The organism is Bradyrhizobium sp. Ash2021, from assembly GCF_031202265.1.
Lineage (GTDB): Bacteria > Pseudomonadota > Alphaproteobacteria > Rhizobiales > Xanthobacteraceae > Bradyrhizobium.
Genome location: NZ_CP100604.1, coordinates 6431515 through 6455963, shown reverse-complemented (window position 1 = coordinate 6455963; position 24449 = coordinate 6431515). Strand labels below are relative to the sequence as shown.

Genomic DNA, 24449 nt, shown 5'->3' with positions numbered 1-24449 from the left:
GGGAAAAAACGTCGATCGGCTCGATGTTTTCACAGGTGCTTTCAGCGCGGCACGATCCGGTAGCCCGGATTCTGAACGTGGATCTGGTCGCGGTTCTGGTCGCGGCGCTGTTGCCGTGGTCGACCAGCGGCGTCGCCATCGTCATGATCGTCTGGCTCGTCGCGCTCGTTTACACCCTGGAGGTGCGTCCATTCCTGGCTTCGTTAAGACGCCCGGTTTGCATGCTGCCGATCGCGCTCGTCGTGCTGGCAGCGGTCGGAACCCTGTGGTCGGACGCGCCATGGGGCGTGCGCCTCTATGCCTTGAGTCCGGTCACCAAGCTGCTCGCGCTGCCATTGCTGCTCTATCACTTCGAACGAACGAAGCGCGGTCTGTGGGTATTTGCGGCCTTCCTGATCTCCTGCACGCTGTTGATGGCGGTATCCTGGCTGGTGCTGCTCGACCCCGGTCTCTCGCTCAAGCACGGCGATGCCGAGCGGGGCATCTTCGTCAAGAATTACATCGACCAAAGCCAGGAATTCGCGTTGTGTGCGGTGGCGCTGGTCTATCCGATCGTCATCCTGCTGCGGGACCGGAAAAACCGGCAGGCGCTGTTGCTGATCGCCATCTCCGTGAGTTTCATCGTCAACATGACCTTCGTCGTCGTGTCGCGCACCGCGCTGGTCACCATGCCGGTCATGCTCGCCGTGTTCGCGCTGATGCATCTGAAATGGCGCACCAACGTCATCCTGTTCGCAGGCACGGTCGTGCTGGCGGCGCTGGCCTGGACGGCGTCGCCGCAATTGCAGGCAACCACCGAGAAGTTCACGCGGGATTACCGGATATACAAGGAACTCAATCAGCCCACGTCGATCGGCGTTCGGCTGGAATTCTACAGGAAATCGCTGCACTTCTTCGCCGAGGCGCCGCTGATTGGGCACGGGACCGGATCGACGCGCGGACTGTTCGAGGCGGCTGCCACCGGCCCTGCGGTGCTCGCCGCCGGCCAGGTGATCGGGAATCCGCATAACCAAACCCTGAATGTCGCGGTACAGTGGGGCTCAGTCGGGGTCGTCATCCTGTACGCGATGTGGCTCGTGCATTTGCTGCTGTTTCGCGGCGAAGGGCTGGTGGCCTGGATCGGCCTGATGGTCGTGCTGCAGAATTTCTTCAGCTCGCTGTTCAACTCGCATCTGTTCGATTTTCACGAGGGCTGGATGTACGTGCTGGGCGTTGGTGTTGCCGGCGGTGCGATGCTGAGGGAGAATTTCGGCAAGGCCGCGAGGGAACCGGGAAGCGCGGTCCGGTCATGAGCGCTGGCATGCGACGGCGAGATAAGCTATCAGCGGGCCCGGGGCGTCCCGCGAATTCGGATAATCTTGTCGTTGGTCAATAAGATGACGCGTTTTACGCAATTGAAATCACGCAATCTTTTGATCGCGATCCATGACGCGCTGGCGACGACGTTTGCATTGTTCGCGAGCTTTTACCTGCGCTTCGAGGGAAGCGACGCCTTTTTCGCGCGTCTGCCGCTTCTGCTGCGCGTGCTGCCCTATTTCGTCGTGTTCAGCGTCGTGGTTTGCTACGTCTTCAAATTGACGACGACGAAGTGGCGCTTCATCTCGCTGCCCGACGCCCTCAATATCCTGCGCGCGGCTTCGGTTTTGACGCTCGCGCTCGTGGTGATGGATTATGTTTTTATTTTCGTGGCGCCGAACATTCATGGACCGGTTTTCCTTGGCCGGGTAACCATCGTTCTCTACTGGTTTCTCGAGGTATTTTCGCTGAGCGCGTTGCGCTTTGGCTATCGCTATTTCCGCTATACACGGGTTCGCCGCCACGCCCGTACCGAAGGGGCATTGTCCGCGCTGTTGATCGGCCGTGCCGCGGATGCCGAGGTCCTGCTGCGCGGGATCGAGAGTGGTGCGGTCAAGCACCTTTGGCCGGTCGGCGTGCTATCTCCGTCGATGTCGGACCGCGGCCAGTCGATACGCAATGTTCCGGTGCTCGGCGGTATAGATGATGTCGAGGATGTGATTCGCGACTATGACAGGCGCGGCAAGCCAATTGCGCGGGTCGTGATGACACCGTCGGCGTTCGATCCCGACGCGCATCCCGAATCGGTCTTGATGCGCGCGAAGCGGCTGGGATTGATGGTCAGCCGCCTGCCGTCGCTGGAAAGCGGCGACGTGCCGCGGCTGACCAACGTTGTGGTCGAGGATCTGCTGCTGCGTGCCAGCGAGAAGATCGATTACGCGCGTCTCGAGGCGCTGGTGAAGGGAAAGGCCGTCATCGTGACCGGTGGCGGCGGCTCGATCGGGGCGGAGATCTGCGACCGCGTTGCGACGTTCGGTGCCGCCCGGTTGCTGATCATCGAGAATTCGGAGCCCGCACTCTATGCCGTCACCGAAGCGCTGTCGGCGCGCGGGGCCGGGGTTGCGATCGAAGGCCGAATTGCGGACATAAGGGATCGCGAACGCGTGCTGCGGCTGATGAACGATTTCAAGCCGGATATCGTGTTCCATGCCGCCGCGCTGAAGCATGTGCCGATTCTCGAACGCGACTGGAGCGAGGGGGTCAAGACCAACATCTTCGGATCGGTCAACGTCGCCGATGCGGCGCTGGTGGCCGGCGCGGAAGCGATGGTGATGATCTCGACCGACAAGGCGATCGAACCGGTCTCGATGCTGGGCCTGACCAAGCGCTTTGCCGAAATGTATTGCCAGGCACTCGACAGTGAGCTGGCCGCACAATCGCGCGGCAAGCCGCATATGCGCCTGATTTCCGTGCGGTTCGGCAACGTGCTGGCGTCGAACGGTTCGGTGGTGCCGAAATTCAAGGCGCAGATCGAGGCGGGCGGCCCGGTCACGGTTACGCACCCGGACATGGTCAGGTATTTCATGACGATCCGCGAAGCCTGCGACCTGGTGCTCACCGCGGCCACGCATGCATTGACGCCGGCGCGCCCGGACGTTTCGGTCTACGTGCTCAACATGGGGCAGCCGGTCAAGATCGTGGAACTTGCCGAGCGGATGATCCGGCTGTCCGGCCTCGAACCCGGCCTCGACATTGAGGTGGTGTTCACCGGGATGCGGCCGGGCGAGCGGCTGAACGAGATCCTGTTCGCGAGCCAGGAGCCGACCGTCGAAATCGGCGTCGCCGGCATCATGGCGGCCAAGCCGAACGAACCGCCGATGCAGACGTTGCGCCATTGGCTCGCCGCGCTGGAACAGGCGATCACAAAGGACGACCGCGCCACCATCAGGGCCGTGCTGAAAGATGCCGTGCCGGAATTCGGATCGAACGCCGCTTAATCCCTCCTCGCCGGCAACGCGGGCAGTCTCGAAAGCCATGATGCAGAAGTCCGGAAAAGTCGTCGTTATCAGCCAGCACTATCCGCCGGATCACAGCACGACAGCCGCGATCATGGCCGCGATCGCAAACCGCGTAGCGGGGGACGCCGAAGTTCTGGTTCTTTCCGGTACGCCCGGATCGGCATCGCCGGCGTCATCGGGGCAGGTGGAAGTCGAGGAGATCAGGAACTGGATGCCGGGGAAGGCCGCCCTGATCCAGCGCGCCACCGCCGAGCTATTGTTCACGGTTCGGATATTTGCGGCGCTGTTGACCAGGTTGCGGCGCGGCGACGTGGTGCTCACCGTTCCCGCGCCGTTCATGCTGCCCTATGCGATGGCCGCCGCGGCCCGGTTGAAGCGGGCGAAGTCGGTGCTGATCATGCACGATCTCTATCCCGAGGTTCTCGTCGCGGCCGGCCTGCTGAAGCCGGGATCGATGCTGGCGAAAATCATGCGCGGGCTGAATGCGCTGATGTTTCGCACGCTGAGTGCCGTCGTCATTATCGGGCGCGACACCGAAAAACTGCTGTTGCGCTATGGCGGGATGACGCAGGCCAAGATCCGGTTCATTCCGAATTGGGCCACGCTGGTTCCCGGTGTTCGTCCGATCCGGCCCGACACTCCTTCTCGCCAGAAGGTCTCGGCCCGCTTCGTCGTCGGCCTTTCCGGCAATCTTGGTTTTACCCACGATCCCGTCATCGTATTCGAGGCGGCCCGATTGCTGCGGGACGATCCTGACATTCATTTCCTGTTGTCGGGCTGGGGGATCGGCTTTGAACAGCTGCAGGCGATGCAATCCGACGCAAGGCTTGCAAATGTCACCCTGATCGACCGCGTCGAGGACGGCGATCTCGATGCGTTTCTCTCCGCAGCGGACGTCTGGCTCATTCCCTATCGCAACAACGTGGCCGGCGTCTCGGTGCCGAGCCGGTTCTACAATCTGCTGGCGGTCGGAAGGCCGGTCATTCTGGTTTCCGAGCCGGAAGCGGAAGCAGCCCTCACGGTAACGGAAAACAAGCTCGGCTGGGTCGTGACGCCGGGGATGTCCGGTCAATTGGCCGAGGCGATCCGGGCCGCGGCTTCCTCGAGCGATTCGTCGATGGCCGAAAACGCCGTTGCAGCCGCCGGGAATTTCAGCCCCGAGCGGGCTCTGACGAGCTACGCAGCGCTGGTCCAGGAGCTTTTGCGAAACCCGGATTGATCGGCGGAAATGCCATCATGAATGGCCGCTCGGTTTCCGGTTCAGAGCGCCCGTCTGCGGGAAAACCGGCGCAGAAGCAGTGCTACGGCGATAGAGCCCGCCAACAGGATCGCCACATCGACGGCGACTGAATGGGCCCTGATCGATGCGATCGCCAGCACCGCGAGACCCACATTGAGCGCGAAGACTTCGCCGACGACGCGCGAAACGGTGAAATTGTTATCGGTGGCGCGCTGATAAAAGTGCGAGCGATGCGCGGCCCAGAACGGTTCGCGCCTCGCCATCCGCTGCAACAGCGTGACCGTGGCGTCGGCCAGATAATACAGCGGCAACAATAGCGCGGCCACGAATTGCTGCTGCCATGCGAGCTGCAATAAACACCAGCCGAGCAGCAGGCCGATCGGCAGGCTGCCGACGTCGCCGAGAAATATTTTTGCCACCGGCCGGTTGAACGGCGCGAATCCGAGCAGCGCGCCAAAGAGCGCGGCGGCTATGATCATCGCCGATGCCGGGGCGTCGCCGAGCCAGCCGAGCAGGGCGACGGCCGCCGTCACCGGTACGGCCTCGGCGACCGTCATCAAATCCAGCCCGTCCATGAAGTTGACCAGATTCACGAACCAAAGGCCCGCGAGCAACGTCAGGGCGCGTTCGATCCAGAGCGGCCAGGCCGGGACGATCCTGAGATCGTCGGGCGCGGCGAAGACGACGGCGGCGATGGCCAGCCCCTGCAGCACCAGCCGCGGCAGCACCGGGATCGAATTGACGTCATCGGCAAAGCCCACGGCGGCAATGAACAGCGTCGCGCCGAAAACCGCGACGGGGATTGTCAGATCTGGCGCAGCAACGTTCGCCATGATCGCGCCTGCGACCACCAGCGTCGCCCCGATCACGGCGATGCCGCCCCCTTGCGGGGTCGGAATGCGATGCGACGAGCGGGCATTCGGCTTCGCAAGGGCGTGCTTCAGCAGCAACGGCAGGATCGCCCGCGTCATGCTGGCCGAAAGCAGCGCTGCGGCAGGGATGGCAAGGAGCGAAAATTGTAGCGCGGAAATGGTCATTGTGCTCGATGTGGCCGTTACTCGGGGACCTCGATTGGCGCGGCACCCTGTGCTGCTTTTTCAGCGCTGAATATCCACACCAGCCCGCCGAATGCGCCGACGATGAAGTAAACCGCGCCGAACAGCAGCGAAACGTTGACGCCTTCGTTCGTCATCAGGCCGGCATATCCGAAGGCGAGCCCCATGGTGGCCTCGCGAACGCCCCAGCCGGCGATCGAGATCGGCAGCATCGTGATCAGCATCACCGGCGGCACCAGCTGGAAGACCTGTCCGAACATCACGGGTGCTGCGATCGATTGGACCACGCACCAGGCGATGACCACGGCGAGAACGTGGACGAGTATCGAATACACCGCAATCTTGGGCCCGCGATCCCGGCTGAAGATTACCCGGTTCGCGATCACCGCGCAGGCGTGAACATGATGCGTCCCCCACCAGCGCTTCAGCCATGGCCACGGCAAAATTCCGAGCACCAGAAACCCGACCCCGCCCGCGAGTGCGGCGAAGTCGACCAGCAGCAGCGCCGAGCGCCCGTTGGGATCGGTGATCAGCCGATAGCTCCAGGGCAGGCTCGCGACGATGATGATCGCAAGCGCGATCAGTCCAATGGCGCGGTCGACGAAGATGGAGTAGGTCGCCGCCCGCCAGCCTGCGCCAGCGCGCGCGACCAGCCAAAGCCGTACCGCGTCGCCGCCGATCGACGAGGGCAGCGTCTGGTTGAAGAAGGTTCCGATCACGTTGAAGCGCATCGCCTGCCTGGTCTCGAGCGGCGCGCCGCACTCGGCGCTGATCTCGCGCCAGCGCAGCACGCCGACGAAGATCTGAAGAAATGTCACGACAATGGCGAGGCCGATCCAGCCCAGGCTCGAGACATTGAGGCGCGAGACGAGGTCGGCAAGATTGATCTTGCGCAGCGAGAAATACAGCAGCGCAGCCGAGATCAATATCTTGACGGTCGAAAGCAGGATCCGGCGCATCTCGCCCGTGCTTGCCAGGTTTGTGAAGGAAGTCAAAAAACGGCGCAAATCGGCGCCGCGCGCCGAACTTCGCCGCCTTGGTATGGTTTTAAAGCCGATCTGGCAATAGCCGCGCTGCCGGGTATTGCGACACCCTCGACACGGCGGGTAAAGAGGCCCTGTTACGGAACTGTGGGTCGAACCGGTGCCGTCCTAGAGGTATGATGTCGGATCAGACAATATTGGTCACCGGCGCTGCCGGCTTCATCGGCTTTCACGCCGCCCGCCGGCTTTTGGCCGAAGGCCGCAACGTTGTCGGGCTGGACAATCTCAACAGCTATTATGATCCGGCATTGAAACAGGCGCGGCTGGACATCCTGCGCGCGGATTCGCGGTTCAGTTTCGTGCAGACCGATCTCGCCGACCGGGCGTCAATGAGCGAACTGTTCGAAAAGAACCGGTTCGCAAGGGTGCTCCATCTCGCAGCCCAGGCTAGCGTCCGCTATTCGATCGACCATCCGCACGCCTACGCCGATGCCAATCTCGCGGGCTTCCTCAACGTGCTGGAAGGATGCCGGCATTATGGCTGCGGCCATCTGATCTATGCCTCGTCGTCGTCGGTCTACGGTGCCAATACCAAATTGCCGTTTTCGGTCGATGACCGGACCGATCATCCGGTCAGCCTTTATGCGGCCACCAAAAAGGCCAACGAATTGATGGCGCATTCCTATAGCCATCTTTACAGCCTCCCGACCACTGGATTGCGATTTTTTACGGTATATGGGCCATGGGGCCGGCCGGACATGGCGATCTTCCTGTTCACCAAGGCGATCGTGGAGGGCACCCCGATCAAGTTGTTTAACCATGGCAGGATGCAGCGCGACTTCACCTATGTCGACGACGTGGCGCATGGTATATTGCGGCTGATCGATCGCGTGCCGGGAAGCACGGAGGGGAAGGGCGGCGGCGCGCCCGCGCGGATCTACAATATAGGCAATAACCGGCCGGAAGACCTCATGCATGTCGTAGCAGTCCTTGAGAAGGAACTGGGCAGCGCCGCGGTCAAGCAGATGTTACCGATGCAGCCCGGAGACGTGTTGGCTACCTACGCCGATATCGATGATCTGACGCGCGACGTGGGTTTTCGGCCGCAGACTTCGATCGAGGACGGTATTCGCGCGTTTGTGGCCTGGTATCGCGATCATTATCGGATTTGAGGCAGCGATGAACGGACGAATCATCCCCCTGATCATGTGCGGTGGCGCCGGGACGCGGCTGTGGCCGGCTTCGCGCGAGGTCCATCCCAAACAGTTTTTGCCGTTGTTCGGGACGCGCTCAACCTTTCAGGAGACGTTGCTCAGGGTTTCGGATGCGACGCTGTTCGAACGGCCGATCGTCATTACCAACAATGCCTATCGTTTCATGGTGCTGGAGCAATTGGCCGAGATCGGGCTCGAGGCCGATGTGCTGCTCGAGCCGATGCGGCGCGACTCCGGGCCTGCGATCGCAGCGGGGGCGGCCTTTGCGCAGACCCGCGACAAGGACGCGATCGTCCTGGCCCTGGCCGCCGATCACGTCGTCCGCGATGTCGCCGCGTTCGTCGCCGCCTGCCGCGAGGGGCTTGCCGCCGCGGAAGCCGGCCGTATCGTGACCTTTGGCGTGCAGCCCGAACGCGCCGCCACCGAATACGGTTACATCAGCCCCGGCGAGACGATTTCCGGCGCGGTTCGCGCGGTGGCAAAGTTCGTCGAGAAGCCGGATCCCGCGACCGCCGCCACCTACATCGAGTCCGGTTATCTCTGGAACAGCGGCAACTTCATGTTCCGCGCCGCGGTGCTATCGGATGAATATCGCAATGTCGATCCGGCAAGCGTGCAGGCGATCACCGATGCCGTGAGCAACGCCGGAACCGATCTCGGCTTCGTCAAGCTCGATGAAAAAGCCTTCGGATCGGCCAAGGCGATCTCGATCGATTACGCGGTGATGGAGAAAACCGCGCGCGCCGCCGTGGTGCCGGTGGCGTGCGGCTGGTCCGATGTCGGCTCCTGGCATGCGGTGTGGGAATTGTCCGACAAGGACGGCCAGGGCAACGCGGCGCGGGGCGCTGCCGTGTTCGAGGATTCCCGCAATTGCAACGTCTCGACCGACCGCGCGCTGGTCGCGCTCGAAGGCGTCGACGACCTCGTGGTGGTGGCAACGCAGGACGCGGTGCTGGTGTCGCGGCAGAAGGACGCCAACGGGCTGAAGCGGCTGGTCGCAAAACTGAAGGCCAGCGCACCCGAAGTGACCGAGAGCCACATCAAGGTGCACCGGCCCTGGGGCTCGTATCAATCGGTCGACAATGGCGACCGCCACCAGGTCAAGCGCATCATCGTCAAGCCCGGCGGCCGGCTATCGCTGCAGAAGCACCACCACCGTTCCGAGCACTGGATCGTGGTGCGCGGCACTGCGCGCGTCACCGTCAATGAACTGGTCAAGACCGTGCACGAGAACGAATCGATCTACATCCCGATCGGCGCCGTGCACCGGCTGGAAAACCCCGGCAAGATACAGCTGGAGCTGATCGAGGTGCAGACCGGCAGCTATCTCGGCGAGGACGACATCATCCGCATCGAGGATGATTATCAGCGCACCTGAGCCATCAGGGTTTTTGCGGGTTTGCTGCCTAACTTTTCGCCACCCTATGTAACTCTTTGAATCAAAACGTGTCCTGAAAAGATCGATGGCATTCGCCACATTTGTGGCGGCGTGCTATAGCGTTTTCGGGCCAGGTGGGGGCACCGGTTCGCGTGCAGAAAACGCGTAAAAACAAGAAGATAACGGCTCGGTTCTGATTCATCGGGACCGGGACTTTATTGGAACGGCCGGGATGTTACTGACGAAAAGTCTGTTGGGGTCGATGACATGAATTCAAAAGGGTCCGCTTCGGGCGTGAACACCGAGGCCAGGCGCGCGTTGCGTGTTGGCGTGATCGGCGCGGGCGTCATGGGCAGCAACCACGCCCGGGTATTGGCGGGCCTGCCCGACGTCACGCTGGTCGGCATCGTCGATCCCTTGCCGGAGCACCGCGCGCGCGCCACCGATCTCGTTGGATGCCGCGCGTTCCCGAGCCTCGATGAGCTGCTCAGCGAGGGCGTCGATGCCGTGACGATCGCGGCACCAACCCATCTCCATCATGAGATCGCGCTCGCCTGCATCGCGCGCGACATCCACATCCTGGTCGAGAAGCCGATTGCGCCCACGGTGCAAGAGGGGCGGGACATTGTCGACGCCGCGCGCCGGGCCGGCGTGACGCTGATGGTCGGCCATGTCGAACGCTTCAACCCGGCGGTTGCCGCGATCAAGCAGGCGATCTCGGGCGAAGATATTCTCTCTATCGGCATCACCCGGGTCGGACCGTTTCCGCCGCGGATGTCGAACGTCGGCGTCGTCATCGATCTCGCCGTGCACGATATCGATTTGATCCGCTGGTTCACCGAGTCCGACATCGTCGAGGTGCAGCCGCAGCTCTCCAGCGCGGTCGCCGAGCGCGAAGACATCGCGTTATTGCAATTCCGCACCGCCTCAGGCGTGCTCGCCCACATCAACACCAACTGGCTGACGCCGTTCAAGGCGCGCAGCGTCACGGTGGCGACCCGCGGCAAATATGTCATGGGCGACCTGCTGACGCGCCAGGTGACCGAGTGCTTCGGCTTCAAGCCCGACGGCAGCTATTCGATGCGCCATCTGCCGGTCGGCCATGACGAACCGCTGCGCGCCGAATTGATCGCGTTCCTCGAGGCCGTCCGCACCGGTAATCTACCGGCGGTTTCCGGCGACGAAGGCGTGGCCAGCCTCGAAATCGCGATCCGCTGTCTCGAATCACCCGCCAGGCCCGCGGCGACCACCGTCCGCAAGGGCCCGCGCCGCATCGCCGGCTGATTTCCGTTTCATCTCATCCCGCAAGGCCCCATGAACCAGCATATGCGTCCAGAACCCGTTCCCTTCATCGACATCGCCGCGCAGCGCCGGCGGCTCGGCAAATCCATCGATGAGGCGGTCTCCCGCGTGCTCGCCCATTGCCAGTTCATCAACGGCCCGGAAGTCACCGCGCTCGAGGCCGCGCTCGCGAAGTTCAGCGGCGCCAAGCATGTCGTGAGCTGCGCCAGCGGCACCGATGCGCTCTTGATGGTGCTGATGGCCAAAAAGGTCGGCCCCGGCGACGCTGTGCTGTGCCCGTCGTTCACGTTCTGCGCGACCGGCGAGGCGGTGGCGCTGACCGGCGCCGTGCCGGTTTTCGTCGACGTCGACGAGGCGACGTTCAATATGGACACAGGCTCGCTCAAGCGCGGCATCGCAACGGCCAGGCAGCGCGGCCTCAATCCGCGCGCGGTGATTCCGGTCGACCTGTTCGGACAAAGCGCCGACCACGACGCCATCGCCGGGATCGCGGAGGCTGAAGGCCTGTTCGTGCTTGATGACGCCGCTCAAGGCTTTGGCGCCAGCTACAAGGGCCGCCGGCTCGGCACTTTCGGTCTCGCCACGGCGACCAGCTTCTTTCCCGCAAAGCCGCTCGGCTGCTTTGGCGACGGCGGCGCGATCTTCACCGATGACGACGAACTCGCCGACACGCTGCGCAGCATCCGCGTTCACGGTCAGGGGTCTGACAAATACGACAATGTCCGCCTCGGGCTCACCGGGCGGCTCGACACCATGCAGGCGGCGGTGCTGATCGAGAAGCTGAAAATCTTCGAGGACGAGATCGCGGCGCGCAACGCCGTCGCGGAGCGTTATGCCCGCGGCCTCGGCAACCTCGTCACCGTTCCGCACCTCGCCGCCGGCTGCACCTCGGTCTGGGCGCAATACACCATCCGCCTGCCCAAAGGCACCGACCGCGACGCTTTCGCCGCTGATCTGAAGGCGCAGGGCGTCCCGACCGCGATCTATTACACGAAATCGATGCATCAGCAGACTGCGTACCGGGATTTCCCGGTCGCCGAAGGCGGCCTGCCGGCGAGCGAGCGGTTGTCGGACGACGTCATCAGCCTGCCGATGCACGCCTATCTCGACGAGCCGACGCAGGAGCGCATCATCAAGGCTGTGCGCGGCGCGCTTTCAACCTGATTTCGCCGTTTTTTAACACCGCCGCATGCGCTAGAAGCGGCCTATGCTTGGACGCATCTTCACGGTTGGCGGCTATACGCTCCTTTCGCGGCTGACCGGTTTTGCGCGCGACATCATGCTCGCGGCAATCCTGGGCGCCGGTCCCGTGGCGGATGCGTTCTTCGTGGCGCTGCGCCTGCCCAATCATTTTCGCGCCATCTTCGCCGAAGGTGCGTTCAACGCGGCGTTCGTGCCGGCCTATGCGCACGTCCACGGCGAACGCGGCGAGGCCTCGGCGCGCCTGTTCTCCGACCGCATCTTCACGCTGCTCTTCGCCTCGCAATTGATCCTGCTCGCGGTCGCCTGGCTGTTCATGCCGCAGGCCATGAGCATCCTCGCGCCCGGCTTCACCGAGGACGCCGAGCAGCGGCGGCTGGCGATCGAGCTGACGCGCATCACCTTCCCCTATCTGCTGCTGATCACGCTGGTGACGCTCTATGGCGGCATGCTCAACGTGATGCATCGCTTTGCCAGCGCCGCGGCGGCACCGATCTTCCTCAACCTCGCGATGATGATGACGCTGGCGCTCGCGGCATTTTTTCCGAGCGCCGGCCACGCCGCGGCCTGGGGCGTGCTGATTTCCGGCTTCCTGCAATTCTTCCTGCTCGCCGGCGACCTCGCGCGCCACGGCGGCCTGCCGCGCTTTGCGCCGCTCAAGCTCGACGAAGACGTGCGCGCGTTCTTTCGCGCGCTCGGGCCCGCGACCCTCGGCTCGATGGGCACGCAGGTCGCGTTGTTCGCCGATACCATCATCGCGACGTTCCTGCCCGCCGGCGCGCTTTCGGCGCTGTATTATGCCGACCGTCTCAACCAGTTGCCGATCGGCGTGATCGGCATCGCCATCGGCACGGTGCTGCTGCCGGAGATGTCGCGGCGGCTGACGGCGGACGATCATGCCGGTGCGGCGGCGGCGCAGCGGCGGGCATTTGATTTCACGCTTTTGTTTTCGGTGCCGTTCGTCGCGGCGTTCCTGACGGTGCCCGACGTCATCATGCGGGCGATGTTTGCGCGCGGCGCGTTCTCGAAAGCGGATGCGGCGACCGCGGGCGCGACCTTGGCGGCCTATGCGGTGGGCCTCATCCCGTTCGTGATGATCCGCAGCGCGGTCGCAACCTTCTATGCCCGCAAGGACACCGCCACGCCGGTCAAGGCGGCGCTGACCGGCGTCGCCGTCAACGTCGCCTTGAAGATTGCCTTGATGGGGACGCTGGCCCAGATCGGTCTCGCGCTCGCCACCGCCGTCGGCGCCTGGATCAATCTCTTGCTGGTGCTCGGTTTTGCGGTGCGAAGAGGCTATCTCGAACTCAATCGCGCCCTGATGCAGTCGTTTGCGAAGTTCGCCGTGTCGGGCATCGTCATGGCGGCCGCGCTCTGGCTGACCGCGAGATTTTCGCTGCTGTACTTTGCTCAAATGCATGCATTTCGCGACGAGTTGACATTGCTGCTTCTGGTCGCGGTCGGGGCTTTTGTCTACGGTTTCTCCGTCCTGGTGCTGTTCGGCAGAGGTTGGCTTTTCTCCTTGATCCGCGGCTAAACCCGTTTGCGCTTCGCGGCGAACCGCGCCAATATGGCGCCAAATAACAGCGCATTTGGAGATACGATGGCAGCTCCCATTAAATTCGGCGTCGGTCAGAGCGTCCGGCGCAAGGAAGATGATGCGCTGATTCGCGGCAAGGGCCGCTACACCGACGATTTTTCGCCGCAGCCGGCGATGCATGCGCTGGTGCTGCGTTCGCCGCATGCGCATGCCAAGTTCACCATCAATGTCACCAAGGCCCGCGGGATGCCCGGCGTCGGCGCGGTGCTGACCGCCGACGACGTCAGGGATCTCGGCGATCTGCCCTGCCTGTTCAATCTGGAAGTCGATCCCTTCACCGGGCCGCCCTATCCGATCCTGCCGAAGGATGAGGTCCGTCACGTCGGCGACGCCGTCGCCTTCGTGGTCGCCGATACCATCGACCAGGCCCGTGACGCGATCGAGGCGATCGACGTCAAATGGACGCCGCTGCCCGCCGTGGTCGGTCTTGCCAATGCCGTCAAGAAAGATGCGCCGCAGGTGTGGCCCAATCAACCCGGCAACGTCCTGTTCGATGTTTCGATCGGCGACAAGAAAGCGGCAGAAGCTGCGTTCGCCAAGGCGCATGCGGTCGCCGAGGTGTCGATCGTCAATCCGCGCATCGTGACCAATTTCATGGAGACGCGCGCGGCGGTCGCCGAATACGACGCCAAGCGCGATCACCTGACGCTGACGATCGGCAGTCAGGGCAGCCATCGACTGCGCGAGATCATCGGCGGCATGGTGCTGAAGATGCCGCTGGAAAAGATGCGGGTGATCTGTCCCGATGTCGGCGGCGGGTTCGGCACAAAACTGTTTCCCTACCGCGAATACGCGCTGATCGCGGTCGCCGCGCGAAAGCTGCGCAAGACCATCAAATGGACCGCCGACCGCGCCGATCACTTCATGGGCGACGCGCAGGGCCGCGACAATGTCACGACCGCGCGGATGGCGCTGGCCGAGGACGGCAAGTTCTTGGGCATGGACGTCGACCTGATGGGCGACATGGGCGCCTATCTCTCGACCTTCGGGCCCTACATTCCGCACGGCGGCGCCGGCATGCTGCCCGGGCTTTACGACATCCAGGCGTTCCACTGCCGCGTCCGCACTGTCTTCACCAACACCGTGCCGGTCGACGCCTATCGCGGCGCGGGACGCCCCGAGGCGGCGTATGTCGTGGAGCGGCTGGTCGACGCCGCCGCGCGAAAGCTTGGGCTGACGCCCGACGCGATCCGGCGTAAGAACTTCATCGCGCCGAAGGCGATGCCGTACAAGACCGCGACCGGCAAGATCTACGATTCCGGCGATTTCACCGCGCATATGAAGCGCGCGATGGAGGTTGCCAATTGGAAGGAATTTCCCAAGCGCGCCAAGGCCGCGAAGAAGGCGGGCCTGGTGCGCGGCATCGGCCTTGCGAGCTATGTCGAGGTCTGCGGCACCATGGGCGAAGAGACCGCCAATGTGGCGCTCGATCCCGATGGCGACGTCACCGTCCTGATCGGCACGCAGTCGAGCGGGCAGGGCCACCAGACCGCCTATGCGCAATTGATTGCCGAACAGTTCGGGCTGCCGCCCGAGCGCGTCCATGTCCTCCAAGGCGACACTGACCGGATCGCCACCGGGCTCGGCACCGGCGGTTCGGCGTCGATTCCGACCGGCGGCGTCAGCGTCCAGCTTGCCACCCGCGAGCTCGGCGGCAAGCTCAAGGAGATCGCTGCCGAAGCGCTGGAGACCAGCGCGGGCGATCTCGAGATCAGCGACGGCCGGATTCGAATCGCCGGCACCGATCGCTCGATCAGCTTTGCCGACCTGGCAAAACGTCCGGGCGTCGATCCCTCGAAGCTGAATGCGAGCGCGACCTTTACCCAGGCCGACGGCACCTATCCGAACGGCACGCATCTCGCCGAAGTCGAGATCGATCCCGCAACCGGCATCACCCGGATCGTCAACTACGTCATCGTCGACGATTTCGGGGTGACGCTCAATCCGTTGCTGCTCGCCGGCCAGGTTCATGGCGGCGCGATGCAGGGGATCGGTCAGGCCCTGATGGAGCAGGCGGTCTATAGTTCGAGCGATGGCCAGCTCGTCACCGGTACGTTCATGGACTATGCGCTGCCGCGCGCTTCCGACGGCCCGTCATTCCACTTCGAAACCCACAACGTGCCCTGTACGACCAATCCGCTCGGCGTCAAGGGTGCGGGCGAGGCCGGTGCGATCGGCTCCTGTGCCGCGGTGGTCAACGCGATCATCGAGGGGCTGTGGCGCGAATACAAGATCGACCACATCGACATGCCCGCGACCGCCGAACGGGTCTGGATCGCGATCCGCGAGCACCAGCGGCGGCATAGCCTCTGATATTTTGCCGGGCGCGGGAATGAAATGCCGCGCCCGGAGTTCTACCGATGGATAAGCCGCGACTCGTGCAGACGGGTTCGCGGCTTCGTTTGGAACCGCTGCTCGAGATGGAGAACTGGCCGATGATACGAACGGTTGTTGTTGCAGGGACCTTGTTGCTCGGTGTCGGCGCCGTGATGGCGGACCAGGATCTGGCCGTTAAGCAGGACAATTTGATGCGGGCACAGGGCAAGAGCATGTACGGCGTGCTGCTCAAGACCGTGAAGGGCGAAATTCCCTACGATCAGAAAGCGGTCGATGCCGCCATCGCCGACCTTGAAAAAAGCGTGCCGACGATCTCCACCGTATTTGCGACCAATCCCAAGGAAGACGTGGTGAACGCAACGTACGGAGCGAAGCAGTCAATCTGGAAGAACAAGGCTGATTTCGACGCGAAGATCCCTCCCGTCAGCAAGGCGATCGCGGATGTGAAGGGCACGGTCAAGGATGCTGCCAGCCTGAAGGTCGCGTTCGATACGATCCAGGAAAAATGCACCGGTTGCCACGAGACGTATCGCGTCAAGCTGAAATAGTCCGGCGTCAGATTCGGCCGAAGCCGATCCAATCGTCCGGTTCAAATAGTTCGAGATAGCCGAAATAATAAAGGGTGGTCGCCGTCGGGCGTCCACCCTTTATCTTGAGATGCCGAAAAATACCGAAGCTTGCTTCGTCACCCCGGTGTGAAGACCTCTTCGTCACCGGTGTGAAGACCTCTTCGTCACCGGTGCGAAGACCTCTTCGTCACCGGTGCGAAGACTTACTTCGTCACCTGGCCGCGGATTTCGCCGCCCGGATTGGCTGCGGTGTGGATGTTGACGTAGTACTTGCCCGCCATCAGGTCTGCGGCCTGGGCGTCGGTCAACGTGGCGCTGCCTTCGGCCGGGCTCGAGGTCGCGTTCGGGATCGCAACCGCGACGCCGGCGTTCTTGCCGGCTTCGGCGGGCCCATGGAAATGCGCCGCAGTCGCAGGTCCGGAGAGACCGGAGTAGGTCACCTTCCAGCTCAGCTTCTTGGTGGCGGCATCGTAATCGATGTCAGCCGTTCCCTTGCCGGCGGTGGTAGTCGGCGGCACTTCGGCCTTGCCGTCCAGCGTGGCTTTCATCTTTTCGGCGAACGCGGGGCCGGCAAAGGCAATCGCTGCACCCAGCGCGAGCGTGGCGAGCATGGTCTTGTTCGACATGGTTTTCTCCCTGTTGACGTCAAACGACAGTGTCAGCTTCAAAACAACGCTTTTCCGGATTTATTCCCGAAATGGCGTCGGCCGTAAGAAATTTCCTGCAAGCTTATGGCGCAAAGTGCGGCCATACTACCTATCAAGTAGAAGGGCTAGATTTCTGTTTTGACGCGTTTTCTACCGCAGATAAGTCTACGCAATCTGCGTAAACTTGATTGCTGTGCGAACCGGTATCCATCCCGCATCAAGTGCGGGACAGGCTTTCGCTCGAAAACGCTCTGATGACGGATCGGTGAATGCTGCGACGAATACTCCTTGTGACCGCTCTGGCCGGCGGCGCCGGCTTCGGGTTGTTCTGGTGGCTGACGATTCCGGCGGTGGTCGCGGCGAATGCGCTTCCCTCCTATCAGCCTGATCTCGCCAACGGCCTCACAACGTTCAATGCCGGTGGATGTTCCGCCTGCCACGCGGTGCCCAATCAACCCGATCGCCTGAAGCTCGGCGGTGGGCTTGCGATTCCTTCGGCGTTCGGCACCTTCTACGTCCCCAATATCTCGCCGGATCCGAATGACGGTATCGGACGATGGAGCGAGGCCGATTTTGTTACCGCGCTGCAGAAGGGGACCTCGCCAGCCGGCCAGCATTACTTCCCGGCGCTTCCCTATACGTCCTACCAGCGTGCGCGGGTCGAGGATATCAGGGACCTCTTCGCCTATCTGAAGACACTGGCGCCGGTCGCCGGCAAGGTGCGCGATCACGAGGTGCCGTTTCCGTTCAGCATCCGCCGCAACGTAGGGATCTGGAAATGGCTGTTCATGGACGGCAAGCCGTTTACGCCGGATGCTGCGCAGCCGGTGCGGTGGAATCGCGGCGCGTATCTCGTCAACAGCCTCGGCCATTGCGCGGAGTGTCACAGCCCGAGGAATTTCCTCGGCGGGATCATTGGATCGCAGCGATTTGCAGGCGGGCCCGATCCGGAAGGCGAGGGCTGGGTCCCGAACATCACGCAAAAGGGGCTGGCCGACTGGAGCGCGAAAGATATCGCGTATTTTCTCGAAACCGGACAGATGCCGGAAGGCGACAGCGCCGGCGGCGCGATGGCGCGCGTGATAAAGAACACCTCGCAATTGTCGCCGCAGGACCGCGCCGCCATCGCCGACTACATCAAGTCGCTGCCGCCGGTCGAGGGACCGCCACGGCCGCCAAAGAAGGCAAAGAGCGACGACAAATCCTGATCTTGCTCGCGTTGCCGTTTCGGATATCAGGCCTCGCCGGCAGTACCGTCAGGCGCGCCATGCGCCGGCGGCGATCACCATTCACTGATCGAATCGGCGGCGGAGACGGATTCCTAGCTAGTCTTCGTCCGGCTCGCGCACGACCGGCGGTTCGTCGGCGCGGTCCTCTTCCTCTTCGTCCTCTTCGTCCTCATCAGGATCTCGGGGCGGCATCGTGTTGCCCGTGATCACGAAGGGACTCCAGTCGATCAACCTGGTGGAAAATTCCTCGGGGATGTGTGGGGTCATGTTGTTGCTCCTCGGGTATGGACCCTAGGGGATTTTACGCCTTCTGCTCTGATTTCCGAATGAGGGTTAGCGCCGCACCGTTTTTCGGGGCATGCCAGCGCTGGTCAGCTGCGGCGGCTCGTCAACACGACCGTACCAATCGCGACCATGCTGCGGATAGGTTCCCGGATCACGGGCTCGTTGAACGCATCATCGAGGCAGTCGCGCGGTGTTAGCAGCGGCCTCAGCCAACATTGCCTCCAACTGCGACTTGGTGAATTCCTCAGGTTGCCTCACTCCCGGCTTGCGCGTAGACACTATCCTATCCACCGAGCGGGCACAGGCCGCCAACAGCGCTGGGTTCCGCTTCGGCACCGGCCTTATCTTGGGTTTTGCGGTTGGCGGCTTGTGACCACGCTTCAGGCCCAAACGAGTTAGCTTGGCGCAGACCGCGTTACGGCTACACCCAAGACGTCGCGCGATCTGCGCGGCGCTCTGTCCGACGGTCCAGAGTTTTTTGAGCAGTGCTACGTCTTCCGCATCCCAACCCATGGGAGATGCTTATACACCGACTGACAATTACAGGCTAGTCGACACCCGGATAGCCAGGAGCATCCCGGCGCGGCACTCACGGGGCTGCAACCAGCCGCTAATCTCGTCGGCGGGACACCTGACGTCAACCAAGATACCTAAGCGAACTGTCCAACGATCGCCATGAACGCCGGCGAGTTTGGGCGGGCGAACCAATCGGACCACCATGTCCTCCAGCTCCAACACCAGTATCGCCAAGAAAGCCCGCACCAAGGCCGAGGCGGATTTTGCCACTTGGCTCATGATGGCCAAGCTCGGTGGTTTCGATGACCTTCCGTCAAACGCACAGAGCTTTCTGACTAACTATCGAACCCGACTGGAGACGATGAGCGAGGCCGAGTCCACGGCCGTGGCCGTTCGCGAGGTCTACAGCGCCTATTACAGCGAGATGGGAGGCGTGGGTGCGGCGCCGGAACCAAAGGCTCGCACACCAACGACAGAGGGCAAAGTCGTGCGGTTTCAGAGAGGGCCTAAACCTCAGCCCGGTCTATCGGCTGCGCGCCATTCGACGAGGCCAATGATCCGAAAATCTCTCTCGGCACTGCTGATTTTCGCGAGCATGGTGGCTCTGATTGTCGCATATAGATTTCTGACGCAGTAACACTAGCGCGTGACGCGTTCGGGTTGATCTCCCTCGCCCCGCTTTTGCGGGGCCAAGACGAGCGAAGCTCGCTCTGAGAGGGTTGGGGTGAGGGGCTCGTGCCGCGGTGACGGTGGGAGATGAGTTCGCTGTGACTCCCCCTCACCCGAAATTCAAGCCAACGGGTCGGCGCGGAGCCTGTCATCGGGCGGCGCTTCGCGCCGACCCGTTGGCTTGAATTTCGACCTCTCCCCGCAAGCGGGGCGAGGTGAAGGAATACCGGTGCTGGTTCGATCAAAAGACATCCCGGGCCAGCCGGCTACGCGAGCCGCGCGATTCCGAGGTCATCGGCCACCTGGTCCAGCCCGCGCAGCAGCGCCGCTGCGATCGGAATGCCGAGGCGCGTGCGGCTTGCCCGCGTCTCGTGGCTGCGTTCGCCGGGCACGAGAATCCGGTCCACGCCCGGCATCCGGTTCGAGTTGCGAAAATCGCGCACCAGATTGTCGACGCTTTTCTTGAACATTGCGACGTCGCCGAAGGCGGCAATGTTGATGGCCGCGATCGCCTGGCCGGTGTTGGTGACGCTGTCGTCGTCATGGTTGAAGTCGATGACGTCCCGGCCCATCGCCGCCCCGCCGAGCGTGCCCGCCAAGAGGCCGATGATCATCGCGAGGCCGTAGCCCTTGTAGCCGGCCTCCATGCCGCCGAGCGGCAACAGCATGCCCTCGTCGGCTCGCTTCGGATCGGTCAGCGGTTTGCCTTCGCGATCGATCATCCAGCCTTCCGGCATGGTCTCGCCGCGCAGCGCCTTGGTCTTTACTTTGCCGTAGGACGCCACCGTCGTCGCCATATCGAGCACGATCGGCTTCTCCTCACCGGCCGGGATCGCCGCGGCAATCGGATTGGTCGACAGCAGCATGTCGAGGCCGCCCCAGGGCGGCAGATGGTTGGCATTGCCGACCGCAAAATACAATCCGATCATGTCGTGGGCGAGCGGCATGGTCGCATAGAGCGAGGCGGGACCGGCATGGTTGGAGAATTGCGAGTTAACCCATGCAATGCCCGTGGTGCGCGCCTTTTCGATCGCGATCCCGGCCGCACGCTTCATGACGAGATGGCCCATGCCATTGTCGCCGTTCACCACCGCGGTGCTGATGTGATCGTGCACCACGCGGATGTCGGGCCGGACGTTGAAGCCGCCTGCCTTGATGCGCCTTGCATATTGCGGCAGCCGGGTCACGCCGTGCCCGTCCGAGCCCTGCAAATCGGCTTCCGCCATCAGCGTGGCGACGGTCGCGGCATCCTCGTCCGGCAAGCCCAGCTTCGCCAGCGCTTCCTGGATGAAGGCCTTTAGCCGGCTAAAAGTGACAGTCGTTTCAGATGACAGGATCAGTACTCCGGTTTCAAGGGGGAGCGCGGCTGCGAGGCGATGCGCGAAAGACTAGCCGCGCTGCACCAGCGGCCGCAAGCTGCGAATGTCGGCCACGGATTCGATTCCGAGCACCGTCTCGATCAGTTTATCCGACTTGTCGCGTCCGAGCACCGGCGCCGTGAGATCGCGGGACTTGTCGATCACCTCGGCGCGCGTCATCGGGTTACGCGGCGTGCCGCGCACCGCCGTGATGCGCTCGGTGAGCAGGCTGCCGTCGCTCAGTTCGATCTCGACCACCGTGACGCGCACCGGCAGTAATTTGGCGAGTTCCTCGTCATAGACCAGGTTCACCTTGGCGCGCTGGCGCAGGGCGGCCGCATCCTGCATGCGCGGCTTGTCGTGGGCGCCGCGGAAGGAAACGGTCTTGTCCAGCAGCATCACGGCGACCATGTGCTGCAGGCAGATGTCGGGGATGTCGCGGTTGTCCACCACCTTGGCAACCGATGGCGCAAGGCGCACCGTCACGCGCCTGACCTGGTCGGCCTCGAACGGCTTCTTGCCGTGGATCGCCTCGATCCCGTCAAGCGGCGCCTGAATGGGCGAGCCGACGGTCCATTTCTTGATGTCGGTTCGCGCGATCTCGTAGCGCTCGCCAAGCTTCTCGATCAGGCGGTCGGGCTGCGCTTTCGGCGCATAGGCGGCGAAAAAATTGTCGGCACCGGAGAAGATATCGTCGACGCCGTTCCAGCCCGTCTTGACGAGCAATGCCGAGGTGACGCCGTTCCGCGCCGGCATGCCTGCAAACACAAAAGCCTTCTCGATGTGGTCGGTATCGCGCCGCCAGGCGATGAAGCCGGAGGATTGCTGGGCCGTATAGTCGAGCGCCCAGCGCATCTGCTGTGCATCGAGGCCGGCGGCGCAGCTCGCCGCGGCGGCGGCGCCAAACGTTCCGGTGATGCTGTGGGTCGACAGGCTGCTCGCGTAGCTGAAATCAGCGCCGCCCATCGCCATCACGACCCGCGTTCCCACGTCGTAGCCGAGCGTGACGGCCCGCAGCAGCGTGGCGCCGTCGATTCCGAATTCCTCTCCCGCCGCCAGTGCCGCCGGCACCACCGAGCAGCCCGGATGGGAGCGCGATTCATTATGCGAATCGTCGGTCTCGTCGGCATGCGCCATGACGCCATTGGCAAGCGCGGCATCGGCCGGCCCGGCCGTCAGGTCGGACGCCACAACCGTCATCGCGCCTTTCGCACCGCGCTCGCTTATGTAGCGTTGGGCGGCCTGGCCGGGCGGCAATTCCGATCCGGAGATCATCGCGGCCAACGTATCGAGCAGATGATATTTGGCCTGTTCGGTCATCTCAGCGGGGAGGGCGCGGGCACCCGCGGCGCTCATATAGGCACTGAGCGCGCTCATGACTGGCCCGGGACCCGGTGTCTGGGCGAACACGCGCGCCGGCGAACCCAACGCCACCGCAGTCGCGGCCACGCGAAGAAGCTGTCGTCGATCCACGGTGCCTCCGCCATTTCGCACCACGGCTAACCGGTGCCGAACGCCTTGAAGGTGATGATGGTGTGGGTGTCCTGGATACCCGGGATGATCTGCACCTTTTCGTTGACGAAATGGCCGATGTCGGTGTCGTTGTCGACGTAGAACTTGACCAGCAGGTCGTAATCGCCGGCGGTGGAGTAGATCTCCGAGGCGATTTCGGCTTCCGCAAGCGCGTTGGCGACGGCGTAGGACTGGCCAAGCTTGCATTTGAACTGAACGAAGAAGGGAACCATCGCTTACGTCTCCGAAATTATTGCTCACAATAGGCCAAAAATGCAGGCTTGTGGCAAGCGAACTTGCTGCCAATCTCCCGCCGCGCTAGTACACCTCATGGCCCTGATCGTACCAGCCGCACAAGCCCTGCGATGACGACGCCGATCGCGCTCACCATTGCCGGTTCTGATTCGTCCGGCGGCGCCGGCATCCAGGCCGACCTGAAGACCTTTGCCGCGCTCGGCGTCTATGGCGCCTCGGTCATCACGGCGCTGACGGCGCAGAACACCCAAGGGGTCAGCGGTATTCACGCGGTGCCGGCCGAGTTCGTGACCGCGCAGATCGACGCGGTGTTTTCCGATCTCACTGTGGCCGCCGTCAAGATCGGCATGGTGGCGCAGCCGGCCAGCATCGATGCCATCGTCGCGGGGCTGACGCGCTGGGCGCCAAAGCACGTCGTGCTCGATCCCGTGATGGTCGCGACCTCGGGCGACCGCCTGCTGGCGCAAGAGGCGGTCGAGGCGCTCCGCACCAAACTCATTCCGCGCGCCTTGGTGATCACGCCCAATCTGCCGGAGGCCGCCGCGTTGCTGGACGAGCCGGTGGCGACGAGCGAAGCCGCCATCGAGAACCAGGGCCAGCGCTTGCTGGCGATGGGCTGCCCGGCCGTGCTGATCAAGGGCGGCCACGGGCAGGGCGCCGAGAGCATCGATTATCTCATCGACGCCAAAGGTACGATCGCGCTCGCCGCACCGCGGATCGCGACCGAAAATACCCATGGCACCGGCTGCTCGCTGTCGTCGGCGATCGCGGCGGGGCTTGCCAAGGGCGAGGACCTCGTAACCGCCGTCCGCAACGCCAAGGCCTGGGTCAGCGCCGCGATCGCATCGGCCGACCGCTTCAGCGTCGGTCACGGCCACGGGCCGATCCATCATTTTCATCGGTTTTACTGACAGAGATTGCCGGAATGGCTGCAGACCCACCGCGTCGCCGCGATTCCGTCCGCTTCTGAACCCGTCTCGTGCTTTCGACGACTAATCTAACTACGCCGCACGAAGCGGTAGCCCCGACAACGACATGCGAGGATAACCATCCTTCCGCAGAGGTAAGCCCATGCAGCCACGCGAATGGTCGCCGCCCGCGATCAAGCCTTCCCAGGGCCCGGCCGCGAGCCCCGCGGAAGCGTCGGCGCGATCACCCCGCCCGCAATGGGGTGCCTTGGAATACGTCGTTTCGTTCATGCTTTACATGCTGTTCTTCGGCGTCATCGCGGGCTTGTTGCGGTCGCGGTTTCCGATCGATCTTGGCATGTTCTTCTTCTTCACCAACGACGGGTTGATCGAGTGGGTGCTGCGCAAGGTCGGGATACGGCTCGTTCCCGACTCGCTCGGCGCGACATTCGTAAAGGCCTTCGTGTGGGTGGCCGGCGCGTCGATCTTGTTCGCCCAATGGAAAGACTCCGCGCCCGCGTGGCTGTCGTCGTGGCTTCCCCCGAATGTGGCCTGGTCTGTCATTGCTGGTGCGGCCCTCGGATGTGCCGTGCTCAAGGCCATCTCGATGGCGTTCGTCAGGAGAGTGCTGCCGTGGGTCGGGATCGAGATCGCTCGTGACAGTTTGGCTTGGACAATTACAGAGGGCCTCCTTGGCTTTGCCATGCTGGGTCTCCTGTTTTTCCTCCTTTCCACGGCGGCGGTCCCGGATTGGCTCGGAGGCCATTGAGGACTCCGGCCGCGAAATGACGGTGGCGGCTCGCGAAGGGCGAAAGCCTGGAGCTCTCAATGCACTTCCGCTTTCCGCGGCATAGCGGACATGGCCGGACCCACCGCTG

The 24449-nt window shown here is 63.2% G+C and carries 22 protein-coding genes; 14 read left to right on the top strand and 8 right to left on the bottom strand.

The genetic code is table 11. The features are described from left to right. Nucleotides 1-23: 23 nt before the first annotated feature. From NL528_RS31260 to NL528_RS31250, 3 genes are all read left to right on the top strand, one after another. Nucleotides 24-1292 carry an O-antigen ligase family protein gene (locus tag NL528_RS31260; RefSeq protein WP_309185088.1) on the top strand — a complete coding sequence of 423 codons (1269 nt, stop codon included), beginning with the start codon at nucleotides 24-26 and terminating at the stop codon, nucleotides 1290-1292. An 84-nt stretch (nucleotides 1293-1376) separates the two neighbouring features. After that, nucleotides 1377-3293: a nucleoside-diphosphate sugar epimerase/dehydratase gene (locus NL528_RS31255; RefSeq protein ID WP_309178220.1), complete on the top strand. Its 1917-nt coding sequence runs from the start codon at nucleotides 1377-1379 to the stop codon at nucleotides 3291-3293. A 40-nt stretch (nucleotides 3294-3333) separates the two neighbouring features. Continuing rightward, complete coding sequence (locus tag NL528_RS31250) at nucleotides 3334-4533, top strand: glycosyltransferase family 4 protein (RefSeq protein WP_309178219.1); 1200 nt, start codon at nucleotides 3334-3336, stop codon at nucleotides 4531-4533. Nucleotides 4534-4574: 41 nt separating this feature from the next. Here the strand turns inward: NL528_RS31250 and NL528_RS31245 are convergent, their stop codons facing one another. Together NL528_RS31245 and NL528_RS31240 are read right to left on the bottom strand one after the other, a co-directional pair. Then, nucleotides 4575-5591, bottom strand: a complete 1017-nt coding sequence (locus tag NL528_RS31245; RefSeq protein WP_309178218.1) for a glycosyltransferase family 4 protein — start codon at nucleotides 5589-5591, stop codon at nucleotides 4575-4577. A 17-nt stretch (nucleotides 5592-5608) separates the two neighbouring features. Further along, the gene (locus tag NL528_RS31240) at nucleotides 5609-6568 is read right to left on the bottom strand and encodes a lysylphosphatidylglycerol synthase transmembrane domain-containing protein (protein ID WP_309178217.1); all 960 of its coding nucleotides are present in this window, start codon (nucleotides 6566-6568) and stop codon (nucleotides 5609-5611) included. Nucleotides 6569-6771: 203 nt separating this feature from the next. Between NL528_RS31240 and NL528_RS31235 the strand changes: the two genes are divergently transcribed. The 7 genes from NL528_RS31235 to NL528_RS31205 all read left to right on the top strand — a co-directional run bounded on the left by NL528_RS31235 (nucleotide 6772) and on the right by NL528_RS31205 (nucleotide 16171). Further along, on the top strand, nucleotides 6772-7764 hold the full coding sequence (locus NL528_RS31235) for an NAD-dependent epimerase (RefSeq protein WP_309178216.1): 993 nt from the start codon (nucleotides 6772-6774) through the stop codon (nucleotides 7762-7764). Nucleotides 7765-7771: 7 nt separating this feature from the next. Then, nucleotides 7772-9184, top strand: a complete 1413-nt coding sequence (locus NL528_RS31230) for a mannose-1-phosphate guanylyltransferase/mannose-6-phosphate isomerase (RefSeq protein ID WP_309178215.1) — start codon at nucleotides 7772-7774, stop codon at nucleotides 9182-9184. A 267-nt stretch (nucleotides 9185-9451) separates the two neighbouring features. After that, nucleotides 9452-10468 carry a Gfo/Idh/MocA family oxidoreductase gene (locus NL528_RS31225; RefSeq protein ID WP_309178214.1) on the top strand — a complete coding sequence of 339 codons (1017 nt, stop codon included), beginning with the start codon at nucleotides 9452-9454 and terminating at the stop codon, nucleotides 10466-10468. A 30-nt stretch (nucleotides 10469-10498) separates the two neighbouring features. Further along, entirely contained in the window at nucleotides 10499-11650 is a 1152-nt protein-coding gene (locus tag NL528_RS31220; RefSeq protein WP_309178213.1) for a DegT/DnrJ/EryC1/StrS family aminotransferase, read from the top strand. 43 nt (nucleotides 11651-11693) lie between these two features. Further along, on the top strand, nucleotides 11694-13223 hold the full coding sequence (gene murJ / locus NL528_RS31215) for a murein biosynthesis integral membrane protein MurJ (protein WP_309178212.1): 1530 nt from the start codon (nucleotides 11694-11696) through the stop codon (nucleotides 13221-13223). Nucleotides 13224-13289: 66 nt separating this feature from the next. Then, nucleotides 13290-15599 (top strand): xanthine dehydrogenase family protein molybdopterin-binding subunit, encoded by a 2310-nt coding sequence (locus NL528_RS31210; protein WP_309178211.1) that lies wholly within the window; start codon nucleotides 13290-13292, stop codon nucleotides 15597-15599. A 47-nt stretch (nucleotides 15600-15646) separates the two neighbouring features. Continuing rightward, a complete protein-coding gene (locus tag NL528_RS31205) occupies nucleotides 15647-16171 on the top strand; it encodes a cytochrome c (RefSeq protein ID WP_309178210.1) in 525 nt (174 codons plus the stop codon). 224 nt (nucleotides 16172-16395) lie between these two features. Here the strand turns inward: NL528_RS31205 and NL528_RS31200 are convergent, their stop codons facing one another. Beyond that, a complete protein-coding gene (locus NL528_RS31200) occupies nucleotides 16396-16818 on the bottom strand; it encodes a CHRD domain-containing protein (RefSeq protein WP_074274614.1) in 423 nt (140 codons plus the stop codon). Between the two features lie 290 nt (nucleotides 16819-17108). Here NL528_RS31200 and NL528_RS31195 point away from each other — a divergent pair, with 290 nt between their 5' ends. Continuing rightward, nucleotides 17109-18047 carry a cytochrome c gene (locus NL528_RS31195; RefSeq protein ID WP_309178209.1) on the top strand — a complete coding sequence of 313 codons (939 nt, stop codon included), beginning with the start codon at nucleotides 17109-17111 and terminating at the stop codon, nucleotides 18045-18047. Nucleotides 18048-18164: 117 nt separating this feature from the next. Here the strand turns inward: NL528_RS31195 and NL528_RS31190 are convergent, their stop codons facing one another. Together NL528_RS31190 and NL528_RS31185 are read right to left on the bottom strand one after the other, a co-directional pair. After that, a complete protein-coding gene (locus NL528_RS31190; RefSeq protein WP_309178208.1) occupies nucleotides 18165-18335 on the bottom strand; it encodes a hypothetical protein in 171 nt (56 codons plus the stop codon). A 189-nt stretch (nucleotides 18336-18524) separates the two neighbouring features. Beyond that, entirely contained in the window at nucleotides 18525-18866 is a 342-nt protein-coding gene (locus NL528_RS31185) for a GcrA family cell cycle regulator (RefSeq protein WP_309178207.1), read from the bottom strand. Between the two features lie 205 nt (nucleotides 18867-19071). On the opposite strand from NL528_RS31185, the gene NL528_RS31180 reads away from it, so the two are divergent. Continuing rightward, nucleotides 19072-19506: a hypothetical protein gene (locus tag NL528_RS31180; RefSeq protein WP_309178206.1), complete on the top strand. Its 435-nt coding sequence runs from the start codon at nucleotides 19072-19074 to the stop codon at nucleotides 19504-19506. 298 nt (nucleotides 19507-19804) lie between these two features. On the opposite strand, the gene NL528_RS31175 is transcribed toward NL528_RS31180, so the two are convergent. The 3 genes from NL528_RS31175 to NL528_RS31165 form a co-directional block, all read right to left on the bottom strand. Beyond that, a complete protein-coding gene (locus NL528_RS31175; RefSeq protein ID WP_309178205.1) occupies nucleotides 19805-20800 on the bottom strand; it encodes an Ldh family oxidoreductase in 996 nt (331 codons plus the stop codon). 126 nt (nucleotides 20801-20926) lie between these two features. After that, entirely contained in the window at nucleotides 20927-22369 is a 1443-nt protein-coding gene (locus NL528_RS31170; protein ID WP_309178204.1) for an MmgE/PrpD family protein, read from the bottom strand. A gap of 26 nt (nucleotides 22370-22395) precedes the next feature. Then, nucleotides 22396-22641, bottom strand: a complete 246-nt coding sequence (locus NL528_RS31165; RefSeq protein WP_309178203.1) for an Lrp/AsnC ligand binding domain-containing protein — start codon at nucleotides 22639-22641, stop codon at nucleotides 22396-22398. Between the two features lie 132 nt (nucleotides 22642-22773). On the opposite strand from NL528_RS31165, the gene thiD reads away from it, so the two are divergent. Both thiD and NL528_RS31155 read left to right on the top strand, forming a co-directional pair. Further along, complete coding sequence (thiD, locus tag NL528_RS31160) at nucleotides 22774-23574, top strand: bifunctional hydroxymethylpyrimidine kinase/phosphomethylpyrimidine kinase (protein ID WP_309178202.1); 801 nt, start codon at nucleotides 22774-22776, stop codon at nucleotides 23572-23574. A gap of 295 nt (nucleotides 23575-23869) precedes the next feature. Further along, entirely contained in the window at nucleotides 23870-24340 is a 471-nt protein-coding gene (locus NL528_RS31155; RefSeq protein WP_309178201.1) for a hypothetical protein, read from the top strand. Nucleotides 24341-24449: the final 109 nt, after the last annotated feature.

Bases quoted from the DNA above. Each gene is read 5' to 3' on its own strand.
- NL528_RS31245 (WP_309178218.1), bottom strand. From the start codon at position 5,591: ATGACCATTTCCGCGCTACAATTTTCGCTCCTTGCCATCCCTGCCGCA.
- NL528_RS31235 (WP_309178216.1), top strand. From the start codon at position 6,772: ATGTCGGATCAGACAATATTGGTCACCGGCGCTGCCGGCTTCATCGGC.
- NL528_RS31260 (WP_309185088.1), top strand. From the start codon at position 24: ATGTTTTCACAGGTGCTTTCAGCGCGGCACGATCCGGTAGCCCGGATT.
- NL528_RS31190 (WP_309178208.1), bottom strand. From the start codon at position 18,335: ATGACCCCACACATCCCCGAGGAATTTTCCACCAGGTTGATCGACTGG.
- NL528_RS31230 (WP_309178215.1), top strand. From the start codon at position 7,772: ATGAACGGACGAATCATCCCCCTGATCATGTGCGGTGGCGCCGGGACG.
- NL528_RS31255 (WP_309178220.1), top strand. From the start codon at position 1,377: ATGACGCGTTTTACGCAATTGAAATCACGCAATCTTTTGATCGCGATC.
- NL528_RS31250 (WP_309178219.1), top strand. From the start codon at position 3,334: ATGCAGAAGTCCGGAAAAGTCGTCGTTATCAGCCAGCACTATCCGCCG.
- NL528_RS31165 (WP_309178203.1), bottom strand. From the start codon at position 22,641: ATGGTTCCCTTCTTCGTTCAGTTCAAATGCAAGCTTGGCCAGTCCTAC.
- NL528_RS31180 (WP_309178206.1), top strand. From the start codon at position 19,072: ATGTCCTCCAGCTCCAACACCAGTATCGCCAAGAAAGCCCGCACCAAG.
- NL528_RS31155 (WP_309178201.1), top strand. From the start codon at position 23,870: ATGCTGTTCTTCGGCGTCATCGCGGGCTTGTTGCGGTCGCGGTTTCCG.
- NL528_RS31240 (WP_309178217.1), bottom strand. From the start codon at position 6,568: ATGCGCCGGATCCTGCTTTCGACCGTCAAGATATTGATCTCGGCTGCG.
- NL528_RS31220 (WP_309178213.1), top strand. From the start codon at position 10,499: ATGAACCAGCATATGCGTCCAGAACCCGTTCCCTTCATCGACATCGCC.
- NL528_RS31205 (WP_309178210.1), top strand. From the start codon at position 15,647: ATGGATAAGCCGCGACTCGTGCAGACGGGTTCGCGGCTTCGTTTGGAA.
- NL528_RS31200 (WP_074274614.1), bottom strand. From the start codon at position 16,818: ATGTCGAACAAGACCATGCTCGCCACGCTCGCGCTGGGTGCAGCGATT.
- NL528_RS31210 (WP_309178211.1), top strand. From the start codon at position 13,290: ATGGCAGCTCCCATTAAATTCGGCGTCGGTCAGAGCGTCCGGCGCAAG.
- murJ (WP_309178212.1), top strand. From the start codon at position 11,694: ATGCTTGGACGCATCTTCACGGTTGGCGGCTATACGCTCCTTTCGCGG.
- NL528_RS31195 (WP_309178209.1), top strand. From the start codon at position 17,109: ATGCTGCGACGAATACTCCTTGTGACCGCTCTGGCCGGCGGCGCCGGC.
- NL528_RS31185 (WP_309178207.1), bottom strand. From the start codon at position 18,866: ATGGGTTGGGATGCGGAAGACGTAGCACTGCTCAAAAAACTCTGGACC.
- NL528_RS31225 (WP_309178214.1), top strand. From the start codon at position 9,452: ATGAATTCAAAAGGGTCCGCTTCGGGCGTGAACACCGAGGCCAGGCGC.
- thiD (WP_309178202.1), top strand. From the start codon at position 22,774: ATGACGACGCCGATCGCGCTCACCATTGCCGGTTCTGATTCGTCCGGC.